This window comes from Paenibacillus ferrarius, assembly GCF_002027705.1.
In the GTDB taxonomy this organism is placed as follows: domain Bacteria; phylum Bacillota; class Bacilli; order Paenibacillales; family NBRC-103111; genus Paenibacillus_E; species Paenibacillus_E ferrarius.
Genome location: NZ_MBTG01000066.1, coordinates 54,928 through 71,876, shown reverse-complemented (window position 1 = coordinate 71,876; position 16,949 = coordinate 54,928). Strand labels below are relative to the sequence as shown.

General features: G+C 45.5%; 11 protein-coding genes. All 11 read right to left on the bottom strand.

The window, feature by feature from the left end:
- Positions 1-18 precede the first annotated feature (18 nt).
- On the bottom strand, positions 19-1,011 hold the full coding sequence (locus BC351_RS37675; RefSeq protein ID WP_079420823.1) for an ABC transporter permease: 993 nt from the start codon (positions 1,009-1,011) through the stop codon (positions 19-21).
- 16 nt (positions 1,012-1,027) lie between these two features.
- The gene (locus tag BC351_RS37670) at positions 1,028-1,993 is read right to left on the bottom strand and encodes an ABC transporter ATP-binding protein (RefSeq protein WP_079420822.1); all 966 of its coding nucleotides are present in this window, start codon (positions 1,991-1,993) and stop codon (positions 1,028-1,030) included.
- Between the two features lie 15 nt (positions 1,994-2,008).
- The gene (locus BC351_RS37665) at positions 2,009-2,824 is read right to left on the bottom strand and encodes a GDSL-type esterase/lipase family protein (RefSeq protein WP_079420820.1); all 816 of its coding nucleotides are present in this window, start codon (positions 2,822-2,824) and stop codon (positions 2,009-2,011) included.
- A 174-nt stretch (positions 2,825-2,998) separates the two neighbouring features.
- A complete protein-coding gene (locus BC351_RS37660) occupies positions 2,999-4,846 on the bottom strand; it encodes an ABC transporter ATP-binding protein (protein WP_079420818.1) in 1,848 nt (615 codons plus the stop codon).
- Positions 4,843-6,684 carry an ABC transporter ATP-binding protein gene (locus BC351_RS37655; RefSeq protein WP_079420812.1) on the bottom strand — a complete coding sequence of 614 codons (1,842 nt, stop codon included), beginning with the start codon at positions 6,682-6,684 and terminating at the stop codon, positions 4,843-4,845. Before BC351_RS37655 ends, BC351_RS37660 begins: the two co-directional genes overlap by 4 nt.
- Positions 6,685-6,951: 267 nt before the next feature.
- The gene (locus tag BC351_RS37650) at positions 6,952-10,698 is read right to left on the bottom strand and encodes a dynamin family protein (RefSeq protein WP_079420810.1); all 3,747 of its coding nucleotides are present in this window, start codon (positions 10,696-10,698) and stop codon (positions 6,952-6,954) included.
- Between the two features lie 87 nt (positions 10,699-10,785).
- Positions 10,786-11,061, bottom strand: coding sequence for an NAD/NADP transhydrogenase alpha subunit (locus BC351_RS37645; RefSeq protein WP_079420808.1), 276 nt, complete (start codon positions 11,059-11,061; stop codon positions 10,786-10,788).
- A gap of 26 nt (positions 11,062-11,087) precedes the next feature.
- A complete protein-coding gene (nth, locus tag BC351_RS37640) occupies positions 11,088-11,759 on the bottom strand; it encodes an endonuclease III (protein WP_079420806.1) in 672 nt (223 codons plus the stop codon).
- Between the two features lie 195 nt (positions 11,760-11,954).
- On the bottom strand, positions 11,955-14,681 hold the full coding sequence (locus BC351_RS37635) for an S-layer homology domain-containing protein (RefSeq protein ID WP_079420804.1): 2,727 nt from the start codon (positions 14,679-14,681) through the stop codon (positions 11,955-11,957).
- Between the two features lie 29 nt (positions 14,682-14,710).
- Positions 14,711-15,295: a GerMN domain-containing protein gene (locus BC351_RS37630; RefSeq protein WP_079420802.1), complete on the bottom strand. Its 585-nt coding sequence runs from the start codon at positions 15,293-15,295 to the stop codon at positions 14,711-14,713.
- Between the two features lie 67 nt (positions 15,296-15,362).
- Positions 15,363-16,862, bottom strand: a complete 1,500-nt coding sequence (locus BC351_RS37625; protein ID WP_079420800.1) for an N-acetylmuramoyl-L-alanine amidase family protein — start codon at positions 16,860-16,862, stop codon at positions 15,363-15,365.
- Positions 16,863-16,949: the final 87 nt, after the last annotated feature.

Here is a 16,949-nt window from a genome sequence, read left to right as displayed (position 1 = left end):
AGTCTCACCTTGTTTATCCTAATTCAACACATCTTTACGGGAGAAAACTGTAAAGGAAACAATGAGCGAGGCCAACGCCCAAACGCTTAAAACACTTAGGGAGAACGTCAAGTCCATCCCCTTGATCGGCGGCAAGCCTCCCGTTAAATACTTCGTTAAGTCCAAATTAACCATGAATAAATATTTTGCGGTTTCCCAGGACGATACCATATTGGAAAGAATTGTACCTGATATCAATACCGCCAGCATGACCCCCATACCAGCTGCTGTAGAGCGGACAAGCACGGAAAGCATCAGCGACATCAAAGCAACGACAATCGCTGAGAACCAAACCAATCCAAGTTCCATCAAGAGAAAGAACCATTGATCAACGGCTCGCGCCTTACTGAAATCCACATCAGTACCCGAAACCTGAATGCCTGTAATCACAGGTTCCAACCATCCTCCGTAGCCAAAAACCACGCCGGAAATCAGGTAACAAAGCACAGCGGTAGACAGAACTGTCAGCGAAGTAAAGAAGATGACTGTAATTAATTTACTCAATAGGATTTTCCATCGCCGGACCGGTCTTGTCAACAATAATTTAATAGTCCCCGTAGAATGCTCGGATGATACGATGTCTGCGGAAATGACCATGATAATCAAAGGAATAAATAATCCTACTGCATTTTTGACAAAATCACGGGTAAAAGTCACGGCATTCGGTGAGGTTGGATCCACATCTTTATCTAAATAATAGTTGGCAATCTGGATTTGCACACGCAGCTGCTGCTTCCACTCATCCGGTGTTCGTGCTGAGCTTAAACGCTTTTCCCAGTCGACAATTTTCTGACGCTGATCCGCTTTCCAGTCCGTTGTTCCAAACTGCTTTTGCGTATTTTGGGCAACACGCATCTGGGCGTAAGTGAACATGGGGATGAGAGCAAGCAGAATGAGTACAATCACATAAAAACGTTTTTTCTTAATCATCTTGATACATTCATTTTTGACAAGATCCACAAGAATTAGCATTTCTCTCACCCTCCCCCTATTGAATGGTTTCACCTTCGGTTAGGCTTAAGAACAAATCTTCAAGTGTTGGATTTTTGATTTCTACAGCATACAGGCTAATTCCTGCTTCCATTAATTGCCGACTTAGCTGTGGAACATGTTCTTTATCCATTTGTGTAACAATTTGTTTAACCGAAGGTTGTCCAAGAATCGTTGAGTCCTGTTCGATTGCTTCAATGGCCGTAACTAATGACGACGCATGTAGAAGCCCCTCAGCTTGTTCAGCCGGAGACACCGTCCAGACGACTTTTCCGCCTTGCGCAATTAAATCATGAACCGCTCCGACTTGAATAACCTCGCCATGACTAATAATCGCAACACGATCACACATTTGCTGAATTTCAGTAAGCAGGTGACTCGAGACGAACAGACTCAAGCCGTCCGCAGCCAAACGCTGAATAAATTCCCGCATTTCCTTGATCCCTTGCGGATCCAAGCCATTCGTAGGCTCGTCCAAGATTAATAAGCTTGGCCGTCCCAGCAGTGCCTGTGCAATGCCCAGCCGCTGACGCATGCCCAAGGAATAGGTCCGCACTTTATCATGAATGCGCTGATCCATCGAGACGATCTCAACGACTTCTTGAATTCGCTTCTCATCGACATCCGGCAGCATTCGGGCGAAATGCTCAAGATTCTCCCAACCCGTCAAGTAACTGTAAAGCTCCGGATTCTCTACGATACACCCTACTTGCTGCATCGCTTGATCATGCTGTTTACGCACGTCAAACCCGCAAATGTGGATCGTTCCCTCCGTTGGACGAATAAGATCAACAAGCATCCGAATAGTTGTTGTTTTCCCCGATCCGTTAGGCCCTAAGAAGCCAAAGATCTCTCCGGCATAGACATCAAATGAAATCCCTTTGATAATTTCTTTATTTTTTATCCGCTTCTTCACATTTCTCACAGATAGCACAACGGCTGGTGATGTTCCCGGTCCATTCATTCTGGTCTCCCCTTCCTATTTCAGAATTTGTACAATTCGATCAGCAATCCGCTCATAGCCATCACTGTTCGGGTGAAAATGATCGGCTGAAGACAAATATTTAATCAAATTTTGTTCAAATAAATCATAAGTTGGGACAATCACCATCTCCGGATAGCGATTCATCATGCCAAAAACGCCGTCATTCCAACGTTGTACAATTAACGAACCTTCTCTTTTTGGATCTAAATCCAGAAATGGATGGTACAGACCAACATAGAGCAAGGTTGCTTTCGGATTTGCCTGATGAATGGCTTGCAGAATCTTGTCCATTTGAAGCAGTGCAGGAGCTACACGTTTGGCTGCGGCTTCAGGGTTAAATTCGGTTTGGTTCTCGCCAGTAAAGAGGCCTTCCCCTCCGGCGAAAATATCATTGCCTCCGATGGTCAGCAAAATAATGTCTGCCTGCGCAAGCGCATCCTGCGTCTTTTTGAGGGCAAGATCGGCTAGCAGCTGATCACTCTTGTAGCCAGGAATTGCTAAATTATTAAGCAAAAATACCGGTTTGCCGGTTTCCTTCTCCAGCTTCTCACGAACACGGCCAACATAACCTTTGCCTGTATTGTCGCCTGTTCCCGCTGTCAATGAATCGCCCAAGGCAACAATTTGAAGCTTGCTTCTGCTTTCAATCATAGATTCTTTCTTCGGCGCTTCGTTCACAAGCTGAAGATCTCCAGATGCTTTGGGAAACCATATTTGATTCGCAGCATAGGCAAAGCCTACAGCGAAAACAATCGTGGATATCGTTGCGGTCAGGCCAATTGCCCCCCAGATGAAACGAGTTGATTTCAATGAAGTCCCCTCCTGCGAATAAATGGCATAATTCACTATAAGAGTATAGCTTCTTGCCTAAATTTGCAAACGCTACAAAACAGATTAGCACGTTAAGGGATCATACGTTCGTATTCATTGTAACAAAAAAGCTGGTTAACCGCCACAGCAGCGAACCAGCTTCTTGCTTAATCTTTACACAGCATCCTGCAAAAATTTGTATTGCGCTTGAATAAGTCCATAATAAATCTTCTGTTCTTTCATCAATTCATCATGATTGCCGATCTCCATCATACGTCCATGATCAAGAACGACAATCTTGTCCGCATTGCGTATCGTGGATAAGCGGTGAGCAACAATAAACGATGTCCGTCCAGCAAGCAGCGTCTTAAGCGCTTGTTGGATTTTAAGCTCGGTGTCCGTATCAATACTTGCCGTAGCTTCATCCAGAATGAGCACTCGCGGATTAGCCAGCAACGCTCTAGCGAAAGAAATTAATTGACGCTGCCCCATGGACAATACGTTCCCGCGCTCTTGAACTTCGGTATCATAGCCGCCTGGCAGACTTACGATAAAATCATGCGCATGCACAGCTTTGGCTACTTGTTCAACTTCTTGGTCAGTCGCATCCAATCGGCCAAAACGAATATTGTCTCTAATTGTACCCGAGAAGATAAACGTATCCTGAAGCACGACGCCAATCTGCGAACGCAAGCTTTGAATAGTAACCTGACGGATATCCTGACCATCGATTAGCACTCTTCCTTGATTCGGATCATAGAAACGGCATAGTAAGTTCATGATGGTACTTTTACCCGACCCGGTGTGCCCAACGAGCGCAATCGATTGACCAGCCTGTACATCCAACTGAATCCCGTTTAGTGCAGGACGGCCTGGTTCATATTCAAACACCAGATTCTCGAATTTCACATTCCCTTGAATGCTTGGCAATGGTTTTGCATCTTCAATCTCAGCCACACTTGGCTTCTCATCAATAAATTCGAAGATTCTTTCCGCAGAAGCCATCGCAATGAGCAGTTGTGAATACATTTGCCCTAGGCGTGTAATTGGCTCCCAGAAATAGCCGATATATGTAGCGAACGCAACCAACAAGCCCACGGAGATTTCTTCGGTTTGAATAAGATGAGCTCCCAGCCAGAACAAGATGCAATAGCCGATTGCTCCTGTAATTTCGATCAGTGGACCAAAGGATTGGTTCAGCATGGAAGCTCTGTTCCACGACAGACGATTAACCATATTCATCTTGGTGAAGAAATGGATATTCTCTTTCTCTTGACTATACGCTTGTGTTACGCGAATGCCTTGAATACACTCATTTAAGTGAGCATTCAGGCGCGATTGTTTCATCGTTACGTCCTGCCAGGCATGGCGGATCTTTTTGCGAAGCTTTGTACTCACAAAAAACATAATCGGAACGGTTACGATAATCGCAGCGCCCAGCTTGAAATTAAAGGTCAATAAAATAATAATGATCCCACAAAGCTGAACCACGTCAATAAGTAAATTGACAACGCCATTTGTAAATAAATCTTGTAGCGAGTTGACATAGTTCGTTACCCGTACAAGGACTGATCCGGCAGGTCTTGTATCGAAAAAACGGAATGAGAGCTTCTGAATATGACTGAATAAATCATGACGCAAGTCATAAATAACGCGCTGCCCAATCATATTCGTGAATTTAATGCGAAACGTATTGGCAATCCATTGAATCAGATAGACGCCGAACATAATGCCAACAATGATAATAAGCAAATTAGTGTCTTTCGGGATGATGGCTTTGTCAATCGCTTCGCGAATGAGCAAAGGAACGGTCAATTTGGTTATGGCGCCCACTAGCATCATGATGATAATAATCGGCAGCATTTGTTTCCGGTAAGGCTTCATGTAACTAAATAAACGCTTCAACTGGCCCCAATCAAACGGTTTATCAATCAATTCATCGTCTTGATAGACGAAGCGCTGTCCGGCTTGCGATTGTTCTTTATCGGCAGAAGCATCCTTTTGCTTTGTATTCGTACTCAATGTGCTAACCTTCTTTCTTGCGCAGCTGCATGTAGTTGAGTATCCAGCAACGTCTCGGAATTCGTTTCCTTCGCAGCCGCCGCTTGGGTCTCGGCAGCTGACTTCGGAGGCTGGTCTGCATACTGAATCTGATAGGTTTGACGGTAAAGTCCTTCTTGCTGCAGCAGGTCCTGATGGACACCGCGTTGAACAATTCGTCCTTTATCCAATACAATAATTTCATCTGCATGCTTCAAAGAAGAAATGCGATGGGCAATAATGAATGTTGTACGCCCTTTCATAACTTCGCCAAAACCGGCTTGAATTTCGTGTTCCGTTTCCATATCAACAGCGCTAGTTGCATCGTCAAGCACAAGTATTTTGGGATCTTTAAGCAAGGCTCTAGCAATTGCAATCCGCTGCTTTTGTCCGCCTGATAAACCAAGGCCGCGTTCACCTACAACTGTGTCATAGCCTTCAGGGAGCTCCATGATGAAATTATGCGCTTTGGACAATTTTGCTGCGCGGATGATTTCCTCCATCGTCACATCTTTACGTCCGTAAGCGATATTGTTGCGAATCGTTGAGGAGAATAAAAAAGTCTCTTGGAACACCGTCGCAATTTGATTTCGGTAAGTTTCCAGCTGCACGGAACGAATATCTTTGCCGTCCAGTTCAACTTTGCCTTCTTTGACGTTGTACGCCCTCATCAAGAGCGAAATAACCGTTGTTTTCCCCGAACCTGTGCTTCCTAACAACCCGATGACAGATCCCGGCGGAGCATCCAGTGTGAAGTCATACAAGGCAGGCTGCTTCTCCGGATACGCGAAGGTCACATGATCAAAACGCACATGTCCTTGCACCTCATCGTTGTTCAAAGCAATAGCGTCCTGCTGATCTTTCACATGCATATATTGATGCAGGATTTCCAGAATTTTCTCTCCGGAAGCCTTCGTTTGCGTAAAGTTATTGATATGAAACCCTAGACCCCACATAGGTCCAATGATGTACCAAATTAGACTGAAACAGGCTACAAGCTCGCCTAGCGTGATCGTGTTTTGTATAACCATATAGCCGCCAGCACCAAGCAGTGTAACAACACTCAAGTTCGCCAGAATTTCCATGATTGGAAAATATTTGGCCCATATTCCTGAGGTTTCGATGTTCATTGCTTTGTAATCCTCATTGCGGGCTGAGAATTTCGTCACTTCATGAGGCTCACGGGCAAAGGATTTAACGGTCCGTACCCCTGTAATATTTTCTTGCACCGCGGTAGTCATCGTACTGAGTGATTGACGAACCATTCGGAAAGCCGGATGGATTTTCCCTTCAAAGCGCACGGCGGTAAATGCCAGAAACGGCATCGTAATCATGGTCAGCAGCGCCAACTTCCAGTTAATCGAGAACATCATGCCCATCCCGAACACCAGCATCAGGACCACGTTCAGAAGTTGGGCAAATCCAAAACCGATGAATTGCCGTATGGCTTCCAAATCAGCGGTCAACCGTGACATCAGATCCCCTGTTCTTGCTTGATCATAATATTGGAAGGATAAGTACTGAAGCTTATTGTACAGCGCATTCCGTAAGTGATAGGCAACACGATTCCCCAAGCGGCCTCCACATAAGCCATGTAGAAATTGGAATATCCCTTTGGTTGATACGACTAAAACAACGATTAGTGCGAGTTTGGGAACGAGCTCGAATTGTTTCTTTGCGATTACGTTGTCAATTAAATACCGAAGTAAATTCGGGTAAACCAGGCCAAGCGCTGTTGCCATTGCTAAACATAAAATTGCTCCGAAAAATAACTTCTTCTCTGGCCAGAAATACGGCTTCAGTTGCCTGAACACATCCACGTTGGGGGTCCCCTCCTCAGAAGGATAAATTGGAAAAGCTAGGTAAGCGTTTTAATACTTAATGAATCTTAACACCATCCCTAGGAGCGAGCAATCAGAAGAAAACAGGATTTAAACGCTTAAACGACCATAACCTCACAAAAACTTGCAGGAATCCCCTCTATTCTTTAAAATCATCCCGATAACCGCCAATGTAAACCCTTACATGAGCATGCATGGAAAAGGGTTGGCCAAGTTCCTAGGAACGAGACCAACCCTTCACAGAAATCAAGAAACAAAGGCTTTCAATTGATGCTGAATGGATATTAGTTCATCCAAATCAATCTTCATTTCAAGCGCGTCACGCATGCCCTCGGCATGTTCTTGCCACTGCTGAAGCATCAAATTCTTCAGCTGAAGCAGCCAATTTTCCAATTGATTGGCATAAGCTTGCTCAAGCTCCAAAGTACGATGTTCCATAAACTGGGCAACAGGGGCTGTCATGCGATTTTCCAAATCAGCCCTTAGCTTGCTTTTGCCATCCCCTTCAAAAAACTGCTTCGCATTTTTAAAGTGGCCTTGAAGCAATTTCAAGGAAACATCCGGCACTTCTAATTTCGCACTAATTTCCGGCGTGGCAAATGAATTTAATTCATAAGTGCTGCTTTCGTAGCCATCCATGATGTCACGAAGCTGGTCATCCCAGCGTTTCACTCGATTGCCGCTAATCAAATTCATCCGATTCTCAACCCGCAGCGTGGTTGCCAGAACTTCTTGGGACAGATCGTAGCCGATCATCCTAATCAATTCATTCCAGGCAGCTTGCAGCGCTTGTTTCGGGTCTCTCGCCTCATCTCTGAACGTGGAGGGATTGAAGGCGTAATTATACAGCTCTCCGAAGCGATACATCGTGCGCTGCTTCACATAATACAAAAGCTCTTGAATCTCTTTCCTCAGCTCTTTTGACTCGGCTTCAAAGCCCGTGTTCTCTAACAGCGCAGCCCCCGCTTGCTCATCCTGAGCCAACTGAGCAAGCTGAAGCTTCCGATTGGCTTCGCCGGATTGAGCACGCTCCAGCCATTGCTGCATCGTAGCAATCGCACGATTTAATTCCAAATTAGCTGAATGTACAGCAACTTCACTGAGTTCGTTGAAAGTAAACTTGACAAAATCCTGCTCAAAGGGCTGAATCCCTGATTGTGCAATGAGCGCTTCATCGCCATTTATTTTCCCTTCGGAAGCCAAATAACTGGAGATCGGATAAATTCTTGGATTTCGGATTCCATGCTGAAGCAAGTTCGTTTCCACATGTTTAATGACCCCATCCAACTCTTCACGGCTAGCTGCAAGATCAGCGGCATTGACGATGAAAAACATTTTATCCATTTCAAAGCTATCCTTGACGCGGCCAAGCTGCAGAAGGAATTCACGATCCGCTTGCGAGAACGCATGATTATAATATGTCACGAACAGAATAGCATCGGCATTCTTAATATAATTAAAGGCTACTCCCGTATGACGGGCATTAATCGAATCGGCTCCAGGCGTATCGACGAAAATAATGCCTTGGTCCGTCAAAGGATTTGAATAATACAGTTCTATAAATTCTACAAAACAAGATTTGGATTCATCAGCCACATAGCTGGGGAATTCTTCTTTTGTGATTTTGAGCTCGGAACCCAACTGATCCGCTGCCAGTGACCAGCCTTTCTCTACAGCTTTCAAGAAAGAATAATGCGGTTTTCCTTTGGCGGTTACATCCGATGGCGAAAGTGCGCTAATGCGTTTCAGCGCAGACGCCATATCTGAGGCCGGCACGCCTAGAATTTCCAAGGAATACAGGACATCCTCCTGAATCGCGTCAGCTTTCTTCATCTTCACCTTGGCCGTACCATGCGGCCATCCTTCTTGCGGCGGCATGATCTTATTGATCGCCGCCGTCGTCGGGTTCGGCGAGACCGGCAGCACTCTTTCGCCAATCAAGCTATTCGCGAAAGAGGATTTGCCGGCACTGAAAGCGCCGAACAAGGCGATCGTGAACGTCCGCTGCCGCAGACGTTCCGATTTATCGCGCATGGAGCGCGCGATCGACTTCATCGACGGCAAAGCGTCGATGAGGCTCGAGGCCGCCTGCAAGTCGGCGGCCTTGCGCTCCATGCGCCTGCCGTGTTCACCTGAGGTGAACGCGGTAGGCGCTGGAGCAGCGGCTGCCTCCACAGGGGCAGCCGTGGCGCCTGCGGCCGCTGACGCTGTCGCGGCGGCCTGCAGTATCTTATCCATGGAGGTTGCGGCCAGACTTGGATGCATAGGCGAGCAGGTGACGGAGTCACCGACCAGCCCCCCGCTAAGCGGGGCGGCTGCCGTCTCCTCCATGGCTGTGTACAGCTGCGCGTCCGGCAGCGCCGGCGCAGCGGGTTTCCGCCAGCTGGCCATAGCCAGCAGCTGGGCGGTACCTGCCGCCTCGGCATCTTCGAGGCGCTGCAGTTCCCTGCTCGCGCTTAGGCGAACGCCAAGCGAGTCAAGCTCTGCGGCAAGCGCAGCGATCGCTTGCGCAGAATGCTCGCGGACAGCATCCGCCAGCAGATCAATGACCGCAAAAGCCATTTTGCGATATTGCTGCTTAATGTCCGATGACACCTGTTTCATATAATTCAGCGTATATTCACCGCCGAAAGTAGCGCCGGCATTCACTTGTGACGCCAACCATGCCGTTGTCACAGGAACTTGAATGGCTTCAATCTGCGCAATAAGCGCCGTATCGAACTGCCCATTGCTCTGCGCAGCCTTTTTCAAAGCATCACGCAGATGCCAGTCGATCTGCGCTTCTACTTGCTCAGCTAGATCTGCTTGAAACGAAGCTAACCGTTTCTCCGTCTCTGCAGCCGTTTGTGCGGCTCGCGAGAAGAAACCAACTTTGAACCCTGGCTTGCGGCTCTCCAGATACGAGTGCGCCTGATCCCGGGTCAAAGCCGGTGTAATATTGGCGTTCTCGATGATCACGCCAACTTCCTTGCGCAAGCTTGCCGTCAAAGCTTCCGGCAGCCCCTTCAAAGCCGCAAGCTCCGCCTGCTTCGCAGCACTTTGCGCCTGAATCTCCTGCACGTCGCCTTCTTGGCTGATTTGCTCCATAAGCTCCGCCTTGAGCGGCTCATGCTGTTCAGCCAGCCACTTGCCGTGCTCCGCTGCCAAATAACGCGCGGAAGCGTCGATGCTGTAGCTGCGCAGCTCATCACCGCGCTCAATCAAACGGCTAAGCAGCCATTGCAATTTCGCATACTCATTATGCGGATGGCTCGGCTCCTTCATCGTAACGAACAGTAGGCCGTCCGGCTCGATGCCCCAGCTCAAAAAGGCTTGCTTCGTCCCTTCTTGATACTGTGCAAAAGGCAGCTCCCATTCCTTGTGTTTGTCAATCATATTGACAATCAGGTAGAGAGGCTTGCCCCATTCTTTCATCCTTTTCGTGAACGCGAGATTAACTTCCGACTGCACATGGTTGTAGTCCATCACATAGAACACCACATCAGCCAAATGCAAGGCCGACTCTGTGGATTGGTGATGGGCATCATCCGTTGAATCAATTCCAGGGGTATCCAGCAGCGCCGTATGCTCGCCCAAAAAAGCAATCGGATAGGTGATCTCTACCGTTTCAATATCCGTCCCATTGACACAATAAGCATCCAGCTCTTCCAGAGCAATTGTCGTTTGCTTCGCGTGTACCCCTGCATCCTCATTTCGCAAGCGATGACTAACATGAGCGCCCGGTGCCCCATTGCGTATGCTTACGATATTCGCACTTGTTGGAATAGGACTGGAAGGCAGCAAAGCGTGCCCGCACAGTTGATTAATCAAAGTGGATTTCCCAGCTGAGAAATGCCCACAGAAGGCAATATTCATGCGTCCAGACTGAATTTTGTCAAGCAATTGCCCTAATTTATTCGCATTGTCAAGATCACCTGCTGTTTGCATTGTAACCTGCATGTTCCTGATCGCATCCGGCATCACCGAGATACTTGTATCTATCGCTTGCGTCATTCGTCCATTCCGCTCCTTATTCACCGTTCTAGCTAAACGTGTCCTTCACGACACAGAAAAAAATCTCCCAAAGGGAGATTTCGTTGTTTAGGACATGACGGCTTTTTCTTTTTCCGGTAAGAAAATTTCAAAAACATCGCGGTGTTGCAAAATTGTAATGTCTGAATCCCTTACTTTCATGACAACAACTTCAGTTTTTGTTTTCATTTTGTCTATGTAATTCTGAGGAACCTCACCTGATTCACTGACTGTTACACCTTCAATGACTTTTTCCTCATTATCGGCTAATGGTGTATTAATCACTTGTTCAAAAATATCAGAGAACAGTTCAAAACTATTGGTGTATACGGCGATGCATTTCATTTTAAATCCCATCCTTTGTCTGCATATCATTTGTTTGTAATAGTTTTCCTAATTGGGCCTGATTTCATACGCTTCTTGCCCTCACGGCATACATCCAATAAAGGGCATACCGTGCACATCGGGTTCTGTGCTTTACAGTGATAACGACCAAAAAAGATTAGACGATGATGGGTTAGTGTCCATTCCTCTCGCGGAACCTTCTTCATCAGCTTCTTCTCAACCTCTAGTACCGAGTCGTCCCAGCCAACCAATCCCAGCCTTTTCGAGACTCGCTCAACATGTGTGTCAACCGCAATAGCAGGGACACCAAAAGCATTCGATACGACGACATTAGCGGTTTTGCGGCCTACGCCAGGAAGCTCGACCAATTGCTCGTGTTTTTCTGGAATTTCGCCATCAAACTTGTCCAGTAACAGTCGACACAATTTTTGAATATTACTTGCCTTATTTCGAAATAGTCCAATCCGTCGAATATCTTGCTCAAGCTCCTCAAGCGGAACAGCCAGATAATCCTCAGGCGTCTTATATTTCTGAAATAAATCCAATGTCACCTTATTCACGGTTTCATCGGTACATTGCGCTGATAGCAGTACCGCTATCGTAAGTTCGAAAGGGTTGCTGTGGCGCAGCTCACAATGTGCATCCGGAAAGAGATCAGCGATGGTATCCAAAATATGCCTTACAATCTTCTGCGTCATGTCTTTACTTCCTTAGGGACGTAATATTCTCCAGTTTATCGAATTGTGCGGGTAGAATCAATGCTTGAAAGCGTCAAAATGCGAACATTTTCTAAAAAAATGCCATATTTATTTTTAAAATGAATAAAAATCCGCCTGTCATAGAAGTTTTGCTTCTAATTTACAGACGGATAAGCAATCAAATTTGTTCAAAGCTTATTTTTCAATCTCGACAATTTTATTATCCAGGACATAAATCATGACTTGATCTCCACTTACAAAAGCAGTTGGAACCACAACATCTGTCCCTTTATGGTAATACGCTCTTGGGAAAAGATTATAGGACGTTTTGTCTCCGGCGCTTGTTGATTTGAAATTAAATTGATTTACGATGCTATTAAAATTGTCCACTTCACGCTTTAAGGCAGCAGCAACTTGAATAATCACCTTGTCACTCGCATCCTTCATCACCTGAACGCGATCGCCAACTTTGATGGAAGCGAAGCTAAGATCCAAACCACCGTTCATCTTGACGCCATAGTTGCTGCCCACGCTAACGACTTGATTTCTGCCTGCGAAATCCTGAACCGTTAAACTCATGCTAGCTGCATTGACACCTGTTACTTTACCGCGAATTGGGCTATTGATTTCTGCTTTCAAAACAGCAAGCCCTTTGAACGTTAATCTCACGTAATCATCAATGGCGAAATCGGAAATCGCTCCTGAAGTTTGGTCTGCTTTGACAATTGGAACACCCTCTAAGGAAATCGTATACGAGTTATTCGCCTCATCGGTCACCGTAAGTTGTTTGCTGTTGATGTTTACAATCGCTGTTTTATAAAGTCCCATCTTGCTTGTCACAATTTTCGTGACAATATTTTGATCAAAGCTGAGCATTAAGCTTACATTATCGCCTACTTTTAAATCAGACAATTTGCTGTTCTGCTTATTAGCCAGTTCGACTTGCGGCGCGTAAGTAAGCTTGAACGTCAAGCTTTGACCACTGTCTGTTTTCAACGTAACATCGTTGGTTTGCAGATTTAATTGTGTCAGCGCACCATCCAGCTGTTGGGACATTTTAATTTGTGTTACGTTGCTCTTAGAAACTAATAAATCAACATATTTCCCAGCAGTAAATGTACTGTTGAAATTTGAGAAGGGAAGTGTTTGCCCCGCGTAAGAAATAGAAACCGTATCCGTTAATTTATAAGCGTGCGGAATACCCATGTTATCAATAACGGTTAGTAATTTCGACGTTGCATTATAGTTGTCAATTTTGGCAAAGTACAAATTATCAATCGAACGATTCGTCACCGTTATTAAGGTAACCTTATTATTCAGTACATCAAGCTTCAACTGATCGCCAGGAGCAATGTCATAGATACTAGGCGACGTTAAACCATTGATTTGAACTTGGACATTATCTGCAAGTAAATAGGCGGCAAGCGCGGAGCCTGATGTCTTAGTAATTGTCAGATAAGTTTTATCATCACTTAGCCCTTTAAGCGTTCCCTCTATGCTGACACCAACGTCTGCCTGTTTTTTAACAACAATCTTAACAGCCTCACTGTTTTTGACAGTGTAATCAATCGTGTCCCCAACATGCAAGGAATTAATATCGACTAAACTGTTATCTGCCAACGTTGCAATCAAACTGCTGGAGAAAGTATACGTTTCAGCTTCACCGGAAGTTAATTCCAGAAGGGTAACTTGCATCGTATCTTTGTTAATGTTCTGGATGGTACCTGTTGCTGTCTTGTTAACGGGAACCTGCTTTACAACAACAGATGTATATTTATCCGTTTTTACAATCTTGCTTTTACGCAGTTGAAGTGTACTGCCCGGGACAATCTCTCCAAGGCTCATTCCACGACCTTTTGTATCGGTTATGCTAACGTCTGTAGCCAGATCATAACTTTCGTAGTCATCGAGCGTAGCTTTCATCGTCCCCAAATTCAGCTTGAGCAGCTTGCCTTCTTTGATATCCAGTTGAAGCTCATCGCTGAGAATTTCCACATAGTAAGCTGTTCCATTTACTTGAACGATAGACACTTCATATGTTTCCTGAAACGTATTCGTATTCGCTTCAATTGCCGTGTCATTCTTGTTGCCGTAGAATACAGCGTTTGACGACAGTTTGTATGTGCTTGTATTGCCGTCTTTATCCATAAGACCAATACTGCCGCTTGTTAGCGAGGTTAAATAGCCTTTGACGACACGCGATGGCAGTGTAGCCAAATTCTTCTGAGAACGGCTCAGAAACGCTGCCATTTGTGCGCGCGTGACAACACCTTTAGGCTGAAAGCTGCCATCCTCAAAGCCATCTACGATTTTCAGCGAAACCGCCGCATTCACATACCCTAACGTTGTGCTGCTAATGGAATTATTATCTTTAAACGTAGTTGGCGTCGTTGACATGCTTTGAGCTAACGCACCTTTGCCAATTGCACGGACCACGACTTCAGCTACCCATTCTCGGGTTGCTTTCCGTTCGCCCCACTTTTCTTTGGACTTCTCATCCAGGCTTCTTTGTTTCTCTTCTTCATTGGTGATTAAGCCTTTCTGAAGAGCGATAGCGACATAATTGCGTGCATAATTATCCACTAACATGAAGTCAGGGAAAATCGTTGAATTCGTCATGGCATCGACATCACCTTGAAGGCCCATCATGCGCGTTGCCATAATCAGTACATCCTGCTGCGTAACCGAATTTTCAGCGCGGTAGGCTCCGTCCTCAAATCCATCAATAACGCCCTCTAAAGCTAGTTTGGAAATATGACGAATGCCCCAATAGTCTGAACTCACATCTGGAAAAGAAGTTTTCACATTATTAGCTGGGGATGTTGAGTTTGGCGTCGTATTTGCAGCCAATGCCGGCGTTCCCGCAAGACTTGTTACGATTAATGAACTTACAATTGCACTTGCCAATTTCTTATTTTTCATCGTTGATATTGACTCCTCTGCTACTCCATTTAGTTAGGTCGTTTAATCGGATACGGAAGCTCTATATGACCCATTAAACTATCGACTTGTTTGCCGTCTTTCAGGACATACAAGGTTTTCACTTCCGGAAATTGAAAAACGGTTTTCTTCAAAGCTTGCAAAAACAACTCCTCGCCCGGGGCGCCTAGTTGTGTCTTAGGTCCGAATTTGAGATCGATTTTAAGTTCACCCTTAGCTTTGTCAAAAGCTATGCTCGTGAATGTCAAATCGTCAAATAACGAAACGGCTTTCGGATCATCACTCTTTTTGAGCGCCTTCAAAGCGGCTTCATAGACATCGGAATCCAGCTTGTAGCTGATTGTGACTTCTTTTTCAACAAGCTTCATCTCGTCCTGATCACTGTAAAAAGCTTTCACCGTCTTCTGTTTCAACGGATCAGGTGTTGGGGACGGGATTGGTGTAGGACTTGGTGCCACCGGTGTTGCTAGAGGCGCATCCGTAGTTGGAGGTGTAGCTCCACCTATCATTTGCGGCTTCTGACCACAGGCAGTTAACGATAACGTGATGGCACTTACAAGCAGAACCCCATGGAACAGGCGTCTTGTTTTGGTCATCTCACTCACTCCTTAGCGTTTTGCATAGCAAAACTAACTTCGAAAGCTGCATATAAGCTCTCGTCTCTTATTTGAGGTTCAAATATTCTTTGATTGCAGCTACGAGGGAAGCGGCTACTTTGTCTTGAAAAGCTTCTTTGTACATGGCAGATTCATCACTTTTATTAGACAAATATCCCACTTCTACCAGGACAGCTGGCATTGTTGTTTTGGTAATTACGCGAAAATCCGCTTGGCGTACCTTGCGATCAGGGAATCCCGTCGCTGCCACCACTTTCTCATGCACGACATTGGCAAAATCTATGCTTTCCGGTCTGTTATAATACGTTTCCGTTCCTGTTACGGTTGATTTGGCACTATTCCCATGAATGGAGAGGAATAGATCTACCATGTTGTCATTGGCAAAAGAAACTCGGTTATCCAGAGGTATGAACGTATCATCGGATCTCGTCATCATCACAACAACCCGCTTATCTTGAGCAAGCAGCTTCTCTACCTTCTTCGCTGTTGCAAGTGTAAATTCCTTCTCGTGCTTTCCGGTAATGGACAGAGCTCCCGGATCTTGATCACCGTGTCCAGCATCAATAACGACCGTTAATTGGTGTTCAGCTATCGTAGCTGTCCATTGATTAGGAAGTTTTGAAGTTTGTGACTTATAGTCCGCTGGTGCTTTCAAATCAAGAATAATCCTTACGGTAGCAGGGTTATCCGCGAAATTGGAAAAACGCACTTTCTGAACTAGCGGGTGCTTGGACGGTAATTCACCGGAATTATTAACAAGCAGCTTCTGGAGGGATTCATCCAATTTCGTATTCGGGAAATCGAATACAATTCTATTGGGATTGGATAATTTTAACACGGTTGGCGTTAGCGCTCCGTCCTTGGCGTTCACAATCAAATCCTTTTCCGTAAGCTGAATCAAGTTCAACAAATGAACATTGGGATCAGGTGGCTTTATCCCGTTCTCATCCCCAGTTGGAGGTGCAGTTGGGGGTGAAGTTGTAGGCACAGTTGGGGGTGAAGTTGGTTTCGTTGGCGCCACTGTTGGCGGCGCTGTCGGTTTCGAAGTCCCCGGCTGATTCCCATCCCCTTTGTCAACAGGAGCCGTTACTGGTTTGGAGTCGGTATCATCTTTTTTGAACATATGGACGGAAGACGTTAACGCGTCCCACTTAAATTCAATACCCATTCTGGAACCAATGAAACTAAGAGGCAGCATGGTATTTCCATTTTCAATGATCGGCGCTACTTCCATCGTTTCTTTTTTGCCGTTGATAACGGCAGTCTTGTTATCAATGACCAGTTGGATATTAACATCATCCTTGACAATCGTCACTTTGCGGGCAGCTGGGTCCCACGTTACTTTGGCTCCGATTTCTTGAACAATAATTCGCACAGGCACAATGGTATTTCCACTAACGATGCGGGGTTCTACTTCCGTAGAAGTCAATCTTTTCTCATTCATAAAAAGTTTAATAGCAGCGGGGGATTCTGCGCCAAGCGCATAAGTTGGCAGGAGCAGCATGCAAACAAACAAGAATAAACAAAATGCAGGAAATTTCATCATTCACCTCTATGTAATGTCGGAATTGTGGATATTAGCTTTGTCATTTGGAAATCTATCTTTTAAATCTAGCAGCAGCATGTCAATTAT

Excerpts from the sequence above, each read along its gene's own strand:
- BC351_RS37650 (WP_079420810.1), bottom strand. The coding sequence starts at position 10,698 with ATGACGCAAGCGATAGATACAAGTATCTCGGTGATGCCGGATGCGATC.
- BC351_RS37645 (WP_079420808.1), bottom strand. The coding sequence starts at position 11,061 with ATGAAATGCATCGCCGTATACACCAATAGTTTTGAACTGTTCTCTGAT.
- BC351_RS37670 (WP_079420822.1), bottom strand. The coding sequence starts at position 1,993 with ATGAATGGACCGGGAACATCACCAGCCGTTGTGCTATCTGTGAGAAAT.
- BC351_RS37635 (WP_079420804.1), bottom strand. The coding sequence starts at position 14,681 with ATGAAAAATAAGAAATTGGCAAGTGCAATTGTAAGTTCATTAATCGTA.
- BC351_RS37675 (WP_079420823.1), bottom strand. The coding sequence starts at position 1,011 with ATGCTAATTCTTGTGGATCTTGTCAAAAATGAATGTATCAAGATGATT.
- BC351_RS37630 (WP_079420802.1), bottom strand. The coding sequence starts at position 15,295 with ATGACCAAAACAAGACGCCTGTTCCATGGGGTTCTGCTTGTAAGTGCC.
- BC351_RS37625 (WP_079420800.1), bottom strand. The coding sequence starts at position 16,862 with ATGATGAAATTTCCTGCATTTTGTTTATTCTTGTTTGTTTGCATGCTG.
- nth (WP_079420806.1), bottom strand. The coding sequence starts at position 11,759 with ATGACGCAGAAGATTGTAAGGCATATTTTGGATACCATCGCTGATCTC.